At 59.9% G+C, this 17,598-nt stretch carries 17 protein-coding genes; 9 read left to right on the top strand and 8 right to left on the bottom strand.

The window, feature by feature from the left end:
• Nucleotides 1–3: 3 nt before the first annotated feature.
• Nucleotides 4–420: an iron response transcriptional regulator IrrA gene (irrA, locus tag EDE05_RS20410; protein ID WP_105373568.1), complete on the bottom strand. Its 417-nt coding sequence runs from the start codon at nucleotides 418–420 to the stop codon at nucleotides 4–6.
• A gap of 318 nt (nucleotides 421–738) precedes the next feature.
• Here irrA and fabA point away from each other — a divergent pair, with 318 nt between their 5' ends.
• From fabA to fabI, 3 genes are read left to right on the top strand one after another with little or no spacing between them, the layout of a single operon-like run.
• Nucleotides 739–1,254 carry a 3-hydroxyacyl-[acyl-carrier-protein] dehydratase FabA gene (gene fabA / locus EDE05_RS20405; protein WP_105373567.1) on the top strand — a complete coding sequence of 172 codons (516 nt, stop codon included), beginning with the start codon at nucleotides 739–741 and terminating at the stop codon, nucleotides 1,252–1,254.
• Nucleotides 1,255–1,300: 46 nt separating this feature from the next.
• Nucleotides 1,301–2,524: a beta-ketoacyl-ACP synthase I gene (gene fabB / locus EDE05_RS20400; protein ID WP_105373566.1), complete on the top strand. Its 1,224-nt coding sequence runs from the start codon at nucleotides 1,301–1,303 to the stop codon at nucleotides 2,522–2,524.
• A gap of 4 nt (nucleotides 2,525–2,528) precedes the next feature.
• Nucleotides 2,529–3,335, top strand: a complete 807-nt coding sequence (fabI, locus tag EDE05_RS20395; protein ID WP_132411968.1) for an enoyl-ACP reductase FabI — start codon at nucleotides 2,529–2,531, stop codon at nucleotides 3,333–3,335.
• Nucleotides 3,336–3,403: 68 nt separating this feature from the next.
• On the opposite strand, the gene EDE05_RS20390 is transcribed toward fabI, so the two are convergent.
• From EDE05_RS20390 to EDE05_RS20365, 6 genes are all read right to left on the bottom strand, one after another.
• Nucleotides 3,404–4,411 (bottom strand): class I SAM-dependent methyltransferase, encoded by a 1,008-nt coding sequence (locus tag EDE05_RS20390; protein WP_132411970.1) that lies wholly within the window; start codon nucleotides 4,409–4,411, stop codon nucleotides 3,404–3,406.
• A gap of 90 nt (nucleotides 4,412–4,501) precedes the next feature.
• Entirely contained in the window at nucleotides 4,502–6,646 is a 2,145-nt protein-coding gene (pnp, locus tag EDE05_RS20385) for a polyribonucleotide nucleotidyltransferase (protein ID WP_132411972.1), read from the bottom strand.
• A gap of 330 nt (nucleotides 6,647–6,976) precedes the next feature.
• On the bottom strand, nucleotides 6,977–7,246 hold the full coding sequence (gene rpsO / locus EDE05_RS20380) for a 30S ribosomal protein S15 (protein WP_105373562.1): 270 nt from the start codon (nucleotides 7,244–7,246) through the stop codon (nucleotides 6,977–6,979).
• Between the two features lie 170 nt (nucleotides 7,247–7,416).
• Nucleotides 7,417–8,346, bottom strand: a complete 930-nt coding sequence (gene truB / locus EDE05_RS20375; RefSeq protein WP_105373561.1) for a tRNA pseudouridine(55) synthase TruB — start codon at nucleotides 8,344–8,346, stop codon at nucleotides 7,417–7,419.
• 11 nt (nucleotides 8,347–8,357) lie between these two features.
• Complete coding sequence (gene rbfA, locus EDE05_RS20370; protein WP_112796181.1) at nucleotides 8,358–8,765, bottom strand: 30S ribosome-binding factor RbfA; 408 nt, start codon at nucleotides 8,763–8,765, stop codon at nucleotides 8,358–8,360.
• A 143-nt stretch (nucleotides 8,766–8,908) separates the two neighbouring features.
• Nucleotides 8,909–9,913, bottom strand: a complete 1,005-nt coding sequence (locus tag EDE05_RS20365; protein WP_132411974.1) for a GntR family transcriptional regulator — start codon at nucleotides 9,911–9,913, stop codon at nucleotides 8,909–8,911.
• Nucleotides 9,914–10,114: 201 nt separating this feature from the next.
• Here EDE05_RS20365 and EDE05_RS20360 point away from each other — a divergent pair, with 201 nt between their 5' ends.
• Entirely contained in the window at nucleotides 10,115–11,200 is a 1,086-nt protein-coding gene (locus EDE05_RS20360; protein WP_245505184.1) for an Ldh family oxidoreductase, read from the top strand.
• Nucleotides 11,201–11,264: 64 nt separating this feature from the next.
• Here EDE05_RS20360 and EDE05_RS20355 read toward each other — a convergent pair whose 3' ends face one another.
• The gene (locus EDE05_RS20355) at nucleotides 11,265–12,998 is read right to left on the bottom strand and encodes a hypothetical protein (protein WP_132411976.1); all 1,734 of its coding nucleotides are present in this window, start codon (nucleotides 12,996–12,998) and stop codon (nucleotides 11,265–11,267) included.
• 337 nt (nucleotides 12,999–13,335) lie between these two features.
• Here EDE05_RS20355 and EDE05_RS20350 point away from each other — a divergent pair, with 337 nt between their 5' ends.
• The 5 genes from EDE05_RS20350 to EDE05_RS20330 all read left to right on the top strand — a co-directional run.
• On the top strand, nucleotides 13,336–13,665 hold the full coding sequence (locus EDE05_RS20350; RefSeq protein WP_132411978.1) for a hypothetical protein: 330 nt from the start codon (nucleotides 13,336–13,338) through the stop codon (nucleotides 13,663–13,665).
• On the top strand, nucleotides 13,662–14,030 hold the full coding sequence (locus EDE05_RS20345) for a response regulator (protein WP_105373556.1): 369 nt from the start codon (nucleotides 13,662–13,664) through the stop codon (nucleotides 14,028–14,030). Before EDE05_RS20350 ends, EDE05_RS20345 begins: the two co-directional genes overlap by 4 nt.
• Nucleotides 14,027–16,039 (top strand): chemotaxis protein CheA, encoded by a 2,013-nt coding sequence (locus tag EDE05_RS20340; protein WP_132411980.1) that lies wholly within the window; start codon nucleotides 14,027–14,029, stop codon nucleotides 16,037–16,039. The genes EDE05_RS20345 and EDE05_RS20340 overlap by 4 nt, the downstream gene beginning before the upstream one ends.
• Complete coding sequence (locus EDE05_RS20335; RefSeq protein WP_105373554.1) at nucleotides 16,036–16,563, top strand: chemotaxis protein CheW; 528 nt, start codon at nucleotides 16,036–16,038, stop codon at nucleotides 16,561–16,563. Before EDE05_RS20340 ends, EDE05_RS20335 begins: the two co-directional genes overlap by 4 nt.
• Before the next feature lie 4 nt (nucleotides 16,564–16,567).
• A partial coding sequence (locus tag EDE05_RS20330) for a HAMP domain-containing protein (protein ID WP_132411982.1) occupies nucleotides 16,568–17,598 on the top strand: 1,031 nt, incomplete at its 3' end.

Raw genomic sequence — 17,598 nt, 5'->3', positions numbered from 1 at the left:
TTATCAGGCCTTCTTCTCGCGCAGGCGGATGATCACATCCACATGAGCTATTTCCATGCCCTCCGGAGCTTCCGGCAGGTTGCCGATCTCCAGGTTGCTCACGGGAATATCCATGACTTCGTTTCGGCCTTCAACGAAGAAGTGATGATGGTCCGAAATATTCGTGTCGAAGTAGGTTTTGGCGCTCTCGACCGCAAGGACCCGGATCATGCCGGCCTCGGTAAACTGATGAAGCGTATTATATACCGTGGCAAGCGACACCGGAACGCCTGCTGCCGTCGCCTCTTCGTGCAGTTCCTCGACAGTCAGATGACGGTCGCCCTTGGCGAACAGCAGGTCGGCGAGTGCCACACGCTGCCGGGTCGGACGCAGGCCAGAATGGCGCAATCTCGTCTCGATGTCAGTAATGGCTTCAGCCATAGTACCTGTCAGCTCCCACCGTGCATGTGAATATAAGGTATCTTGACTTTGCGATATAACTTTTACAGGCACCACTTTCAATACTTTCCGGAGGATACCCCTCTTAACGTGCCGAAAATCGCGTTATTTCCTCCACAAGCCTCTGGTTTGCGCCCGTAGCTTCCTATATGCGAACCTGAACAGACGGATGTTCCCGCATCTGGCCGCCATCCCCGGGCGGAATGTGGGGCGCTGTCGGCACGCTTTAAATCCGACCATTCATGCAATAATGGTCACACAACAAAAGGTCGAAGGCTTCAACGGGGGGAACGGAATTTTATGGCAAGCAGACAGTCCAGCTTCTCTTATGAAGAACTTATTGCCTGTGCACACGGCGAGCTATTCGGGCCTGGCAACGCACAGTTGCCCCTGCCGCCCATGTTGATGGTTCACCGCATCACGGATATCTCCGAAACGGGCGGCGCTTTCGACAAGGGCTACCTTCGGGCAGAATACGATGTGCGCCCCGACGACTGGTATTTTCCCTGCCACTTCGAAGGCAATCCGATCATGCCTGGTTGCCTGGGTCTCGATGGGATGTGGCAGCTGACCGGTTTCTTCCTGGGCTGGCTCGGCGAGCCGGGTCGTGGCATGGCGCTCTCCACCGGCGAAGTGAAGTTCAAGGGCATGATCCGCCCGGACACCAAGCTTCTGGAATACGGCATCGACTTCAAGCGCGTCATGCGCGGCCGACTGGTGCTCGGCACCGCCGATGGCTGGCTGAAGGCGGATGGAGAAACCATTTATCAGGCGACCGACCTCCGTGTAGGCCTGTCGAAGGAAAAGGCAGCCTGACGGCGGCTCGTGCCGAAACAGGACAGTAAGAAAAGGTTTTGATGAGATGAGACGGGTAGTTGTCACGGGTCTCGGTATCGTATCCTCGATCGGAAGCGATGCCGCCGAAGTCACCGAATCCTTGCGTCAGGCAAAGTCCGGCATTTCATTCTCACCAGATTTTGCCGAACACGGCTTCAAATGCCAAGTGTGGGGCAGACCGTCGCTTGACCCGACCGATCTCGTGGACCGCCGCGCCATGCGCTTCCTGTCCCAAGGCGGCGCCTGGAACCATGTTGCAATGAAGCAGGCGATTGCGGATTCGGGACTGGAGGAAAAGGACTACAGCGAGAACGAGCGTACCGGCATCATCATGGGCTCTGGCGGCCCCTCGACGCGGACGCTGATCGAAGCGGCAGAGATCACCATCAAGAACAACAGCCCGAAGCGGATCGGTCCGTTCGCCGTGCCGAAGGCCATGTCTTCGACGGCTTCCGCAACGCTTGCAACCTGGTTCAAGATCCACGGCGTGAACTATTCCATCTCGTCGGCCTGCTCGACCTCCGCCCATTGCATCGGCAACGCGGCGGAGATGATCCAGTGGGGCAAGCAGGACGTCATGTTTGCCGGCGGCCACGAAGATCTCGACTGGACGATGTCGAACCTTTTCGACGCCATGGGTGCCATGTCGACCAAATATAACAATGATCCCGACAGGGCATCGCGCGCCTATGACGTCGACCGCGACGGGTTCGTAATCGCCGGCGGAGCGGGCGTCCTGGTTCTGGAAGAACTGGAGCATGCAAAGGCCCGCGGCGCAAAAATCTACGCCGAACTCGTCGGCTACGGCGCCACTTCGGACGGGTACGACATGGTCGCTCCCTCCGGCGAGGGCGCCGTGCGCTGCATGCGTCAGGCGCTTGCAACCGTAAAAGGCGACGTGGACTACATCAATACTCACGGCACCTCCACACCGGTCGGGGATTCCAAGGAGATCGGCGCCATCCGCGAAGTGTTTGGCGCAAAGATACCTCACATCCAGTCGACAAAGTCACTGACCGGCCATTCGTTGGGCGGTGCCGGCGTGCAGGAATCCATCTACAGCCTCCTGATGATGCAGGAAGGTTTCATCGGCGAGAGCGCCCATATCGAGAACCTCGATCCGGAATTCGAAGGCGTGCCGATCGTTCGCAGCCGCATCGACAATGCCAAGATCGATATTGCTCTTTCCAATTCCTTCGGGTTTGGCGGCACCAATGCCACGCTCGTCTTCCAGCGCTACAACGGATAATTCCATGACGGGAATCATGCAGGGGAAACGCGGCCTGATCATGGGGGTCGCCAACAACCATTCTATCGCCTGGGGGATTGCCAAGGCAGTCGCTGCCCAAGGGGCCGAGCTTGCCTTCACCTTTCAGGGCGACGCACTGGGGAAACGCGTGAAGCCGCTTGCGGCGGAACTCGGTTCCGATTTCGTCGTGTCTTGTGACGTCGAGGATATCGCTTCGGTCGATGCGACTTTCGCGGCCATCAAGGAACGCTGGGGTACCCTGGACTTCCTCGTCCACGCCATCGGCTTTTCCGACAAGAACGAGCTGAAAGGCCTTTACGCGGACACGACGCGGGAAAACTTCAGCCGGACGATGGTCATTTCGTGCTTCTCATTCACCGAAATCGCCAAGCGCTCCGCCGAGCTGATGCCGAATGGCGGCTCAATGCTGACGCTGACTTACAACGGCTCCCAGCGAGTGATTCCCAACTACAATGTCATGGGCGTTGCCAAGGCGGCTCTGGAGGCGTCGGTTCGCTATCTCGCAGCCGATTACGGCCCGCGCGATATCCGCGTCAATACGATCTCGGCCGGTCCGGTGCGCACGCTGGCGGGCGCCGGTATTTCCGATGCCCGCGCCATCTATTCATGGAACCAGCAGAACGCCCCGTTGCGCCGCACGCCGACCATCGAGGATATCGGCGGATCAGCGCTCTATCTTCTGTCGGATCTTTCCCGCGGCGTTACAGGGGAAGTTCATTACGTCGACGCCGGCTACAGCATCACGTCGCTGCCGACGCTCGAAAAGCTCCGCAAAGCCGACGTGGAATAATCCCGAAGCCTCAGGAACAATAAGAAAAGACCCTGCCGATGATGTCGGCAGGGTCTTTTTTCTATGACTTATTTTTTTGCCCAGAGAACCTTGAACCGAGCGTTGCGGCAGGTCTCACCGTGCTCCCGGAAATCAGATGCCAGAACCGGCTCGTAGGGCAGGCCGCGATTGGCGACCAGCATCAATCGGCCACCGTTCTTAAGTGCAGCCGCCGCTGTCCGTATCATCGTCCTGCCGAGTTCCGGATCGGCGGCCTGAGCTTCATGAAACGGCGGGTTCATGATCACCAGGTCGTATTTTTCCTTCGGCGGCTCGGCGCCCAGATCCTGCCAGTAGAAGCGGGCGTTAAGGTTCGGGCAGTTGCGGGCAAGATTCTTATTGGCGAATTCCAGCGCTTGATAATCTGCTTCGAAAAGATCGATGCGATTTACCCGCGGCGACTTTTCCGCCAGCATCACGGACAGATAGCCCCAACCGGCACCGAAATCGGCGGCATTGCCATCGAAATCCGTCGGCAGGCGACCGGCCAGGAGTTCCGAACCCGGATCGATGCGGTCGTGGGAAAACATGCCGGGCGCGGCTTCGAACCGGCCTTCAAATGTCACGGGCTGCTTCTTCAATGCCTTGATCGCCGCATCGGCGTTTTCCGGCCGCGCGAACCACACCGCCACACCGTGGTATTTCGGTGTGTAGTCCAGCTCGATCCCGAGCTTCAGAAGCGTGTTTCTGAGCGGTTGGATGCCGTCTTCCTTGCCGCCCGCAATAACGATCATGCCTCCTGCCCGGACCCGCTCCAGAGCCTCCGCCGTGCGGTTTTCGTTCTCGCCGCGATGCTTGCCGCAGAGAACCAACCCCACGTCATAGCCGTCGCCTTCGGCTTCGGGAAACGCACCTTCCCGCAGAGTGCGGAAAAGCGGCCGGAAGGGTTGCACGGCTGTTATCTCACCCGCGAAGCCCTCAGGCAGGATACTGCCGCCTTCTGCGCCCAGGAAGATCACGCGTTCACCGTCGCGGGGCATGGGAACCGCGTCTGTGAAGAAGGGATGAAGCAGGGTTTTCAAAGCGTCGCGGCTCATTGTCGTTCTCTGGGCAGGTGTCTGTTTCAGCTAAAGAAAAGGCGCGGAAGAGCTTCCGCGCCTCAATTTTCTCCCTGGGAGGAAGGAAGCTTACTCGGCGGCTTCGCCGTCGGCCTTCTTCTTCTCCTGCGGGATCTCCTGGCCGGTGGCCTGGTCGACAACCTTCATCGACAGACGAACCTTGCCACGCTCGTCGAAGCCCATCAGCTTGACCCAGACCTTGTCGCCTTCCTTGACGACGTCCTGGGTCTTGGCAACCCGCTCGGAGGCGAGCTGCGAAATATGCACGAGGCCGTCACGGGCGCCAAAGAAGTTCACGAAGGCGCCGAAATCGGCGGTCTTGACGACCGTGCCTTCGTAGATCTGGCCGACTTCCGGTTCGGCGACGATCGAGTGGATCCACTTGCGGGCCGCTTCGATTTCCTTGGCGGACGAAGAGGCAATCTTGACGGTGCCGTCGTCTTCGATGTTGATCTTGGCGCCGGTCTTCTCGACGATTTCGCGGATGACCTTGCCGCCCGAACCGATGACTTCGCGGATCTTGTCGACCGGAATGTTCATCACTTCGATGCGCGGCGCGAATTCGCCGAGCTGGTCGCGGCTTTCGGTGATGGCATTCGCCATCTCGCCGAGGATGTGCTTGCGGCCGCCCTGGGCCTGGCTGAGAGCGACCCTCATGATCTCTTCGGTGATGCCCGCGATCTTGATGTCCATCTGTAGCGAGGTGATGCCGTCGGAGGTACCGGCAACCTTGAAGTCCATGTCGCCGAGATGATCTTCGTCGCCGAGGATATCGGAGAGAACCGCAAACCGATCGCCTTCAAGGATCAGGCCCATGGCGATACCGGCAACCGGCTTTGCAAGCGGAACGCCGGCATCCATCAGAGCGAGCGAGGTGCCGCAGACGGTTGCCATCGAGGACGAGCCGTTGGACTCGGTGATTTCCGAGACGACGCGCAGCGTGTAGGGGAACTGCTCGGCGGACGGCAGCATCGGGCGAATGGCGCGCCATGCAAGCTTGCCATGGCCGATTTCGCGGCGGCCCGGGGAGCCCATGCGGCCGGTTTCACCCACGGAATAGGGCGGGAAGTTGTAATGGAGCAGGAAGCGCTCCTTGTACATGCCGGTCAAGCTGTCGACATACTGCTCGTCTTCACCGGTGCCGAGCGTGGCAACGACGATCGCCTGCGTTTCACCACGGGTGAAGAGTGCCGAACCGTGGGTGCGCGGCAGAATGCCGACTTCCGAGACGATCGCACGAACGGTTTCCAGATCGCGGCCGTCGATGCGGCTCTTGGTGTCGAGAATGTTCCAGCGAACGATCTTTGCCTGCAGGTGCTTGAAGATGGCACCGACTTCTTCAGCCGTGTACTTTGCTTCACCCTCTTCCGGCAGGAAGTGAGCCTTGACCTTCGCCTTGACGGCGTCGACAGCGGCGTAACGCTCAGCCTTCTGGGTGTTTTTATAAGCTTCGCGGAGTTCGGCCTCGAAATGCTGGAGCATTTCGGCCTCGAGCGCGGAATAATCTTCCGGCTGGAAATCGCGCGGCTCCTTGGCGGCCACTTCGGCAAGCTTGATGATTGCGTCGATCACCGGCTGGAAACCGCGATGGCCGAACATGACGGCGCCAAGCATGATGTCTTCCGGAAGCTCCTTGGCTTCGGATTCGACCATCAGAACGGCATCCTGCGTACCGGCGACGACGAGGTCGAGGCTCGATTCATCCATCTCGTCGAGATGCGGGTTCAGGACGTATTCGCCGTTGATATAGCCAACGCGCGCGCCGCCGACCGGACCCATGAAAGGAACGCCGGAAAGCGTCAGTGCGGCCGAGGTCGCAACCATCGACAGGATGTCCGGGTTGTTTTCAAGGTCGTGCTGAACAACGGTGACGACAACCTGCGTGTCGTTCTTGTAGCCTTCCGGGAAAAGCGGGCGGATCGGGCGATCGATCAGGCGGGAAACGAGGGTCTCGTTTTCGCTCGGACGGCCTTCGCGCTTGAAATAGCCGCCCGGGATCTTGCCGGCGGCATAGGTCTTTTCCTGGTAGTTGACGGTCAGCGGGAAGAAATCCTGGCCCGGCTTAGGCGCCTTGGCAGACACCACGGTGGCAAGAACGACTGTCTCGCCATAGGTTGCGAGCACGGCCCCGTCAGCCTGGCGGGCGATCTTGCCCGTTTCCAGCTTCAGCGGGCGGCCTGCCCATTCGATCTCTACGGAGTGGGTATTGAACATGTCTTGTCCTTCAATGCGGAAGCACACGCACCGCCTGTTCCGGCGCAACGCATGATCGACCGCAATCAATGTGACGCATCATGGGCAAGACAGCAGGAGGCTTCTGGCGGTGGTCTCTTGTTAAGAAAACCTGGCCAAAGCACTCGAGCTTTGGCCGAAAGCATCCGGCAATCCTGCCCCATGACAGGTCAGTGGTTGCTGGCGAAACCGGCCCATCCGGGTTCGCCGTAGGTTCCTGCCGTACTATTTAGCGCACAGCGAGATATTGTCATCGGGCAAGGCCCGAAAAGCAAACGGCGGGCACCGTTTCCAGGCCCGCCGGAAGAGTTCTTAGCGGCGGATACCCAGGCTGCCGATCAGCTTGGTGTAGCGCCCTTCGTCCTTCTTCTTGAGATAATCAAGAAGCGAGCGGCGGCTGGAAACCAGCGTCAGGAGACCACGACGGGAGTGGTTGTCCTTCTTGTGGTCCTTGAAGTGTTCGGTCAGGTTGTTGATGCGTTCCGTGAGGATCGCGACCTGTACTTCCGGGGAACCCGTATCACCTTCGGTGGTAGCGTATTCCTTGATGAGGGCGGCTTTGCGCTCTGCAGTGATCGACATCGTACGATCCTTTCTATGGAGAGGAATAAGGGACGCCAAAAGCCGGGATGTCGTCCAGCCTTGGCCGTGAAACCGCAAAAAGGAGCCCCAAAGGCTACCTTTATGCTGGCGCTGCCTATAAACCATTCACCGGCGGATTGGAAGAGCCGATATTCGGGGCTTAGGAGCGGTTAGCCGAAGACCCGTTTCGGGCGGAATTCGCCCTGTCCGATCTCGCCGATTGCGACCAGTTTGCCCCGCACCGTCGCATAAGCCTCCGCTTCCGCCAGCGGAGCATCGCGGCCGCGCAGGATTACAGGATTGCCCATCTTCAGGCGATGCGCCTGATCGTCGGTCACCGGCAGATGCGGCAGGTTCGAAAGCGCCTCCGCCGTATCGATCAGGAATTCATCGAGCGCGGCCAGACGTTCGTCGCGGTCCTCGATCGTTTCCAGCGCTACGAGATCCGCAAGCGGCACCATCTTGTCCTCCCCGAACGGGGCGACGAATGTGCGGCGCAGTTCGGAGATATGCCCGTAGCAGCCGAGATCACGGCCGAAATCACGAGCCAAAGCGCGAACGTAGGTTCCCTTGCCGCATTCAACCTCGAAATGCGCCTTGTCGGTGCTCGTGCCGAGCAGCGTCAGGCGGAAAATCTCCACCTCACGGGACGGAATTTCAACCGTCTCACCGTCGCGGGCGAGGTCATAGGCACGCTCGCCGGCGATCTTGATTGCCGAGAACTGCGGCGGGATCTGGCTGATCGCGCCGGTGTATTTTGGCAGGAGATCGCGGATCGACTGTTCGTCGGGTCGCGCGTCTGACGCGGCCGTAACTTCACCTTCGAGGTCGTCAGTCGAGCGCTCCTCGCCCCAGCTGACGGCGAATTCATAGATCTTGCGACCATCCATGACGTAAGGCACAGTCTTCGTCGCATCGCCGAGCGCGATCGGCAACATGCCGGAGGCAAGCGGATCGAGCGTGCCGGCGTGCCCCGCCTTCTGGGCGTTGAAAAGCCACTTGATCTTGGAAACGGCTTCGGTCGAGCCGAAATCGATCGGCTTGTCGAGGATCAGCCAGCCGGAAACCGGCCGGCCTTTGGGTTTGCGTGGTTTGGACATACGTTCTCTGGTTATTCCTGGTCTTCACTATCGCTGTCGAGGTCCCGCTGGACTTCCGGCGAACGCAAGAGCTCGTCGATTTTCTTGTAGTTGTCGAAACTGGTATCGTCGCGGAAACGGACTTCCGGCATGTATTTCATCTGCCGAAGCTGGCCGGCGAGCCGACCGCGGATGAATTTGGCGTTGCGGTTGAGCGCATCGATGACGGCCTTGTGGTCCGGAAGCCCAAGCGGAGTGACGTAAGCCGTCGCAATCTTCAGGTCCGGCGACATACGCACTTCGGATACCGAGATCACGGTTTTTTCGATCAGATCGTCGCGCACGTCGCCGCGCTGCAGGACCTGGGTTATGGCGGCGCGGACCTGTTCGCCAACGCGAAGCATGCGCTGAGACGGCGCCGAGGATGTAGCCTTGGTCATTTTGTTTTCTCTTCCAAAGCGCCGACGGGGCTCGTCCCATATCCGGCGCTACATCACGTAAAGGCGGTCCAAATGACGGAGACGCGGTCAAAGGTCAAGGCTTTAGGTGCAGCTATCTCGATGCGGAGCACAATTCCGCAACCTCAATCGAGCTTTTCCAGATAGGGCACATCGTGCGGGCTGACCTGCCGCGTGACCAGTGTGATCCGGTTGATCGCCCGTTCCTGCGAGACTTGAAGATGGCGCTTGAGCGACTGCGCAGCCTCCTCGACCCTCCCAGCCTGCAGACGCTCGACGATTTCCAGATGTTCGGCGAGGAACGGCTCGGTGCCAAAAAGCCGCGGCATCCATTGATAGAGGAACCGATGTGTCACAAGGAGCGCCTGCGGCAAGCTGATTGCCTGCATCAGTGTCCGGTTTTCGCAGTTTCCGAGCAAGGTGATATGCAGCTCTTCCTCCAGGCGATCGAGATCCGGTCCGGCAAGTTCGCCCGCCTTCTCGACCGCCGCTTCGAGATTGGCACGCATTCCGGCGATAAACTGCGGCGAAGTCTTTGCCGCAGCCTTTTCCAGCGCCACCGGCTCCAGAAGCCACCGAAGCTCGTAGAGTTCGCCCACGTAATCAGGCGTCATAGCCGGCGCGATCCATCGCGAACGCTCGTCCTTGCGGACGATGCCGCGCTGCTGCAATCGACCAACGACATCACGAGCCACGGTGCGGCTGACGTCGTAAAATCGGGCCAGCTCCGTCTCGTTGACGCGCCAGCCGGCGAAGGAACACCGGGCTGCGATCTCGCTTTCGACCTCGCCATAAATCTTCTCCCAGCTAGAGAATTGTGTAAGGGGGAGGTCCTCAATCGGCCGGATGCGAGCAGCGGCCTCCATGCCGCCAAAGGTGTTGGAGCGGACGGCGTAACCACGACCGGCCGATTTTTCGAGAAGGCCACGCCGTTCCAGCTCGACCAGGGCCTGCCGGGCAGGAGCACGACTGATCTTGAACTGTTCGGCCACGGAGGATTCGTTGAGACGCACACCGGCCGCCAGGCTCCCCTCAGCGATGCGGGTCGCCAGAATTTCGAGGACCTGCTGGTAGAGACGAGGGGCAGCGCCCGCCGCCGGCCTCTGCCGCTGCCGTTCCACGCTGCTCATGCGCGCCGCCTCCTGTCCGCGATCATCTTGAGAACGCGATATCTGTTTTCGGAAATTTTACCAGCTGACTCGCCATCGTTCAATTCATGCGTCCCGGCGCCGCCGCCAAACAATAGGTACAAAGTTCTTGCTACAAGCTTTATGATGTCTAGTGTACACATGGTACATTAATTCGCGGAAATGCTCGAACAGGACGATCCTATGAACACAAAACCGGCTGCCGAAGAGGTCGTTATGCGCGTCTCCGTCGAGGAAGCTGATCGGTTCTGCCGGGCGATACTGCTTGCTGTCGGAGCCGATGAAGCCACGGCCGGTGCCGCCACGCGCGCCATGATGCATGGTTCCCGGCTGGGCGTTGACAGCCACGGGATCAGGCTTCTCGATCACTATGTAGCCGTCATGACAGAAGGACGGGTCGACCCGCGGCCCGACATACGCATCACCCAGACCGGCGCAGCGGCTGCCTGGCTCGATGCGGGCCATGGCCATGGAGCGCTCGCCGCCTATCGCGCCATGGAAAAGGCTATCGAGCTTGCCGAAACTGCCGGCATCGGTGCGGTCTCCATCCGCAACAGTTCACATTTCGGGCCGGCCGGCGCCTATGCGCTGGAGGCGGCGGCGAAAGGCTATGTCGGCGGCGCTTTCTGCAACTCGGACAGCTTCGTTCGTCTCCACGATGGTGCAATGCGCTTTCACGGCACCAACCCGATTTCCTTTGCCGTGCCCGTTCAAGGTCAAAACCCATGGCTCCTGGATATGGCAACGAGCGCTATACCCTACAACCGCGTGAAACTTTACCGCAGCCTCGGACGAGAACTTCCCTCCGCCGTCGCTTCGAATATCGAAGGTAAAGACACACAGGATCCGTCGCTTGTGGAAATGCTGGCGCCACTCGGCGCGGAATTCGGTTTCAAGGGCGCGGGGCTGGCGGGCCTTGTGGAAATCCTGAGCGCCGTTCTTTCCGGTATGGGGTTGAGTTTCGACCTGTTGCCGATGAACGGGCCGGATTTTTCCACGCCCCGCGCCCTTGGCGCCTTTATTGTGGCGATAAGACCCGGCGCCTTCGTTTCCGAAGAGATCTTCCAGGCCGGCATGCACCGTTACCTCGAGGCATTGCGCAGCTCGCCCGCAAGAGACGGTATGCGGGTCATGGCTCCGGGAGACCGGGAGTGGGCGGTCGCGGAGGAACGCCGCCAGCGCGGCATCCCGCTCGATCCCGCAACCCGCGAGTCTTTCGCCAAACTCGCCGAGCAATACGGATTGGAAGCGCCCCTCATGGCGCCATGAAGATACCGGTTGGGGCCGTTGTCTTATATAACTGCAGGAGAATTTCGCGTTTCCGGCGGTGACGTCAGAAGAGCGCATCGTCGATGTCCTCGTCGGACATAACCGTTGCGACAGCGGCGACCTCCACCGGGGGGGCCGTACCCAACACCTCGGCGTGCAGTTCACGTTCCGCAACCATGGTGTAGAGACGAGCAATGCGGGCGCCGAGATCGGCGAGCGGTTCCTCAATGCCGGGCGCTTCAGACACGGGACCGTCAAGCTCAAGTTCCCTGGCACAGGAGCGCAGCACTTCCCCAAGCTCGGCATTGAAGTTGAGGCGCGCCAGCGACGCATCCATCTCACCCACAGCCGTCTTGCTCTGGTCACCGAGTGCTGCCATCTGGGCATCCATCCGGTCACCCACCACGCGGATATTTTCGAGCGCCGCAGCCAGGCGCAGATCGAGAGATTCCTCTTCGCTTTCACCCTGAACGCCATTCAGCTTGCTGGAAGCGGCCTCCAAAGTGTGGAGTTCCGCGAGAATCTTCTCGGCCGTCTCGTCAAGCAAGGCCGCGAAATTCCGGAGCTCGGCGGTGACGACGTTGATTGCTCTGCCCTCTTCGCCGATCTTGCCGCAACGCAAGTTTGTGTTAAGCGCCATGTAGTGAATGTCGGTGCGCACAGCCCGGACGATGCCGATACCGTCGAGCAATTGCTGCACCGTCTTGCCAGTCGATCGGCTAAGTTCGCTTGCCTGGCTGGCAACGCCCTCCACGTTCCGTACGGCACTGCGGGCATCCGCCACGCTGTTTTCCAGCTCACGGATCGCGCTCTCGCCTCCACCGGAGCCGTTCTCGGCTGTCGCGGCACGCAGCGCCTCGATCTCCGACAGGTCAGAGCGAAAACTTGCAACGGTGGCGACGATTTTCGTCGTGTCCCGATCGAAATCCAAGATCGACTGATTGAGCTGCTGGGATACCAGCATGCGAATGATCAGCGACAGGCTCTCGCGCTGCTCCTCGCTCAATCCGGCGGCAGCGGGTGATCGCAGGTATTCCGACAAGATCCGGAGGCTCGACTGGCAATGCTCGATGCGCTGGCGGGTAATGTCGCCGACTTGCATTGCCGAAAGCGTCGTAGCCAACTTCGTCTGGATGGCACCGGCCACGGCGCGCACTCTGACAGCGCGCTCGACAAGCGATTTGCGATGCTTGCCGATCTCCGCTGCGCCCTCCGTGAGCCCTTCCACAATGCGCGGCACCGTCTTGTCATAACTTGCCAAAGTCGCCTTGCCCTTGACCATGACGGGACCCAGGCCTTGGCCAAGTGTGCTGAGCTTGCCGGCAAAGTCATTGACCTGCCGCGTGCCCTCCTGGATTCTTTCCAGAATTTCCTCGGCGAAACCGGCAAAGTCCGAAATACCGGCCCCGGTGATCTTTGCGGTCACGGCAAAGGTTCGCAGGTAGCGCAGCGTCTCCTGCATCTCCTCGATCTGCGGCTGAAGCTTGCGTTCCGTTAGTGCGATTTCCTGAAATCCCACTTGGCGGACAGCTTCCAGTTCCGTCAGGTGCGATAGCCGGTCCACGGTATTCTTTAATTCCGCCATGGTGGCGTTCGCCGTTCCCTCATCAAGCGAGCCCGTCAACTGATCGAGCGAGCCTATCAGCTTGTTGAGTACGTCGAGAATGGATAGAAGCGCGGCACCGCCCTCAAGGAATCGTTCCTCGATACGCGACCGGGCCGCCTCCATCCGGTCAATAAAGAACAGAATGTCCTCGGAGCTTTCCGCGACCTCAAAAACTGATGCCCTGACAGCCACTTTGCCTCACCCTTTCAGCCCCCCGATGGGGCTTTCTCCTGCCGAAACTCGGGCGATGAACTCGCCTGCATCCTTTTGGAACAGGGCCACACCAGAAAGTCGTGGTGTGAGTTTGCCCTGCGCAGGGACCAATCTTTGGGTGAAGGGGTTAATTCCTACGAAACACGCCGCCGGTTTTGCCGCTTGTAGTTAATTTTTCGCTCCGAAAACGGATGCGAATTACAACTTATTATAATTACGCCGCGAAATTTCGCCACGGACCATTAACACCCCATTAACGATGTAAGGTCAGTGTTTTGCAGGTATTTCAGCTGTTGCGGAATTATATTGAGGTTCGATGTCTATCGCCGATTTTAAAGAAGATTGCTTTCATCTGCCACCGAACCTGACGGTACGCGCAATAGGTGCTATCCGGCAGGAAATGCTCCAGCTGATCGACAAGAACAGGTCCACAACCATTGCGTTTGCGGATGACTGCCAGGCGGACATCAGCTTTGTTCAGCTGATGGAAGCTGCGCGCATCTATGCCGTTTCCACCGGGAAAAACATCGTGCTCGCCGAGCCTGCCAACGGCTCGGTTCTCGATGTCCTGGAACGCAGCGGGTTCCTCGAAGGAATGTCCGCTGACGATGCAACATTCTGGCTCCATCAAGGGGGAATTCAATGAGCGCCAGTATCCTCACGGTCGACGATTCCGCCAGCATCCGACTGACGACCCGCGTTGCCCTCAGCAATGCCGGTTATCAGATTACCGAAGCGGTGGACGGAATGGACGGGATCGCCAAGCTCAATGCCGGCCAGTTCGATCTGATCGTTACCGATCTCAACATGCCGAACATGGATGGCCTGACGATGATCCGCGAGCTGCGCAAGATGCCGGCTCACATGGGGGTCCCGGTGATCTTCCTGACGACGGAATCCGATAACGACATGAAGCAGCAGGCCAAAGCGGCCGGCGCCACCGGATGGCTGACAAAGCCTTTCGACCCGGAGAGCCTCGTGAAAATCGTCCGAAAGGTGCTTGGCAAATGAGCTTTCCCGATCCTATCGCGGTTTTCAGAACGGAAGCGGCCGAGCTTCTGGAACAGATCGAAGCCGGCCTTCTCGACCTGAACGTAAACCTCGGCGACAAGGATCGGATAGACGCGGTATTCCGCGGTCTCCACACGTTGAAGGGCTCGGGAGCCATGTTCGGCTTCGACGCCCTCGCCGCCTTCACCCATCACTGCGAAACTGCCTTCGATCGCGTCCGCAAAGGCGAGGTTCCGGCAACCCAGGCACTGATCACCGCCGTTCTTGAAGCGAAGGACCACATGCGGGCACTGGTGGAAACACCGGCCGCCGATCATGAGGCAACCAGCGAGGCATTGCTCGCAAACCTGAGGGCAGCCGTCGAAGGCGCCGATAATCCCAGCGCGGCTCAGGCCCTAAGTGCACCTGCCCGGACCTTATTCAAGATTCGCTTCAGTCTGCCGCAGAACGCGATGGCGAACGGAACGAATCCTCTTCCGCTGCTTGACGAACTGCGCGAGCTTGGCGAATGCAGGATCGTCGCCGACCGTTCCACAATTCCGTCACTTGATCTTCTCTCCCCCACGGATCTCCACATCTCCTGGAATGTAGAGCTGCTGACGTCCCAGCCCCGCTCGGCAATCGAGGATGTCTTCATCTTCGTCATGGACGACATGCAGCTGGAGATTACCGCCGTCGAGGCCGCCACTTCCGCCGCAAGGTCCCCGGAAAGTCGGGAGACACCGGTCCAGCCAGCCGAGCCAGCCGCAACGGAGCCCGTCACGGCTTCAGCGTCGCGCGTATCGGCCCCTGTGACTGTCGCTCCACTCCCAACCGACGCCAAGGCCAGCAAAACTTCCGAAAATGTCCGCGTACCCGCCGAAAAGCTCGACGAGCTGATGGACCGGGTCGGAGAGCTGGTGATTGCCCAATCCCGCCTCAGCCAGCTTGCGGGCGGCAGCGGCGATCTGCAGTTGCGCGCCGTTTCGGAAGACGTGGAACGCCTCTCCGGCGAGCTTCGGGATACCATGATGGTGCTGCGCATGGTGCCGGTCACCCAGCTCTTCGGCCGGTTCCGCCGACTTGTGCACGATCTTTCCCACGAGACCGGGAAGATGATCGAGCTCGTCACCGAGGGCGAAAGCACCGAAGTCGATAAAAGCGTCATCGAGCGACTTGCAGATCCGCTCGTCCATCTCGTCCGCAATTCCTGCGATCACGGGCTGGAAACACCGGATGAACGCCTTGCCGCCGGCAAGCCTCAGGCGGGGCGGATCATGCTCTCCGCCCGCCAGCAGGCGGGCGAGGTCATCATCACCATCAAGGACGATGGCCGCGGCATCAACCGGGAGCGGGTACGGGCAAAGGCGGAAGCATCGGGCCTCATTCCGCCGAACGCGAACCTCACCGATCAGGAACTCTATCAGCTTATCTTCCAGCCGGGCTTTTCGACGGCGCAGCAGGTCACCAATCTCTCCGGCCGCGGCGTCGGCATGGACGTGGTCAAGCGGACCATCGACGCCCTGCGCGGCACGATCAACGTGGCCAGCCATGCGGGCCAGGGCTCTGAAATCTCGCTGGCGATCCCTCTGACTCTGGCGATCATCGACGGGCTGCTCGTCCGTGTCGGCGCCGGCCGTTACGTTATTCCACTCTCTGCCGTCGAAGAATGCCTGGAACTGTCGATCGAGGAAGACATGCGCTCCCGCGGACGCAGCTTCATCTCGCTGCGCGACAGCCTGGTGCCCTTCCTCCGGCTCCGCGACCTCTTCCGCACCGGCACCAAACCAGATCCTTTCCAGAAAGTGGTGGTCATTTCGACCGGTTCGGAACGCGTGGGGCTGGTGGTCGACCAGATCATCGGCGACCACCAGACCGTCATCAAGGCCATGTCGAAACTGCATCATGACGTCGCGACCTTTTCCGGTGCGACCATCCTCGGCGACGGCGACGTGGCGCTGATTCTCGACGTCGGACATCTGGTGACCGAAGGACAACAACAGGAGGCGCATCTGCGGGCGGCCGGATGAACGAAGCAGTCAGAAAGATTTCGGAAGACCTCTGGAACGGCCGTAACGAGCTGGAAGTCCTCACATTCGACATCGCCGGCGAGATGTTTGCGCTGGAAGCCGTGATCGTACAGGAAATCCTGGATCTCCTGCCCGAGACCGTGGTCCCGGGGGCCAAAGCCTTCGTGGGATGCGTGATCAACTTCCGTGGCAAGGTTATTCCGCTTGCCGATATACGGCTCGCTTTCGGTATGGAAGCGACGAAGCCGACCATCGACAGCCGCATCATCGTCATCGCGATCAACATCGATGGCGAGCCTGTTCTCGCCGGCATCCGCACGGACAAGGTGCACGAGGTGACGACACTCCTTCGGGCTGCGGGCGAGCCGCCGCCGAGCGTCGGCATGCGTTGGCGGCCGGATTTCATCGAATGCCTCGTCAAGCGAGGGACGGAATTCATCATCGTCCCCAATCTCAATGCGATTTTTGCCGCCGAGGCAGATCGCATCAATTCATCCATCTCCCACGGCTCAGCACAAAGGTGAGACCATGAAATTCACGATCAAACTCAAGCTTAGCCTGGCCTTCGCTGTCATGATCGTCCTGTTGCTTGCGACAGCGATCTATGGAGTTACCAGTCTCTCCGAGCTGAATAATGCGATGACGCAGATGTCCAACGGACCTGTCGCTCGCCTGGATCTCGCCCAGAGGGTCAGCGTGGCGCAGTTGCAAAGCATCCGCCAGCAGAAGAACCTGATTGCCGCCACGACTCCCACGGAGATCGATGCGGCGCGCGAGAAGGGCAACGCAGCACGCGTCGAGTTGAAGACTGCGCTCGACAAAGCGCTCAGCATTGCCACAGAGCAAGGCAAGCCTCGCTGGCTGAAGATTCAGGAATTCGCCGCCAAGGCAGATGCCGTCGACGATCGCATTCGCGCAGCCGTTCAGGCGGGAGCGACTGACCAAGCCCAGCGCTTGTCTGTCACCGAAGGGCGCGAGGCCGCCAACGGACTGGACGCAGCCGTCGATGAACTGGTGGCATTGTCGAAACAGCAGCTGGCCGATGCGAACACCGAAACCGATATTCTTTACGAAACCACGCGAAACCTTATGGTCGGCGTCGCTGGCGTTGCAGTCGTCATCGCGTTGTCAGCCGCCATCTGGATTTCGATGACAATCAGCCGGGGCCTTGCTCGAGCAACTGCTGGCGTGCGCAACGTTGCAGAGGGTGACCTTACCCGCACGGTTGAGATCTCTACCAAGGATGAGATCGGCGAACTACTTGGCCACGTCAATGTCATGATTGAACGCCTTCGGGGCGTTGTTGCCGATGCGCTGGCCGCGTCGAGCAATGTCTCGTCGGGCAGCCAGGAGCTTTCGGCAAGTTCGGAAACCCTGTCGCAGGGTGCCACCGAACAGGCATCGTCAGCCGAAGAGGCCTCCGCCTCGATGGAGCAGATGGCAGCGAACATCAAGCAGAACGCTGACAATGCCGCCCAGACCGAAAAGATCGCCCGGCAGTCGTCGCGCGACGCCGAAGCCTCCGGCCAGGCCGTCAACCGCGCTGTCGGTGCCATGCG

It is taken from the genome of Neorhizobium sp. R1-B, assembly GCF_004368875.1.
GTDB classification, from domain to species: domain Bacteria; phylum Pseudomonadota; class Alphaproteobacteria; order Rhizobiales; family Rhizobiaceae; genus Neorhizobium; species Neorhizobium huautlense.
The sequence above is the reverse complement of the archived record's forward strand: the minus strand, read 5'-3'. Positions and strand labels throughout refer to the sequence as shown.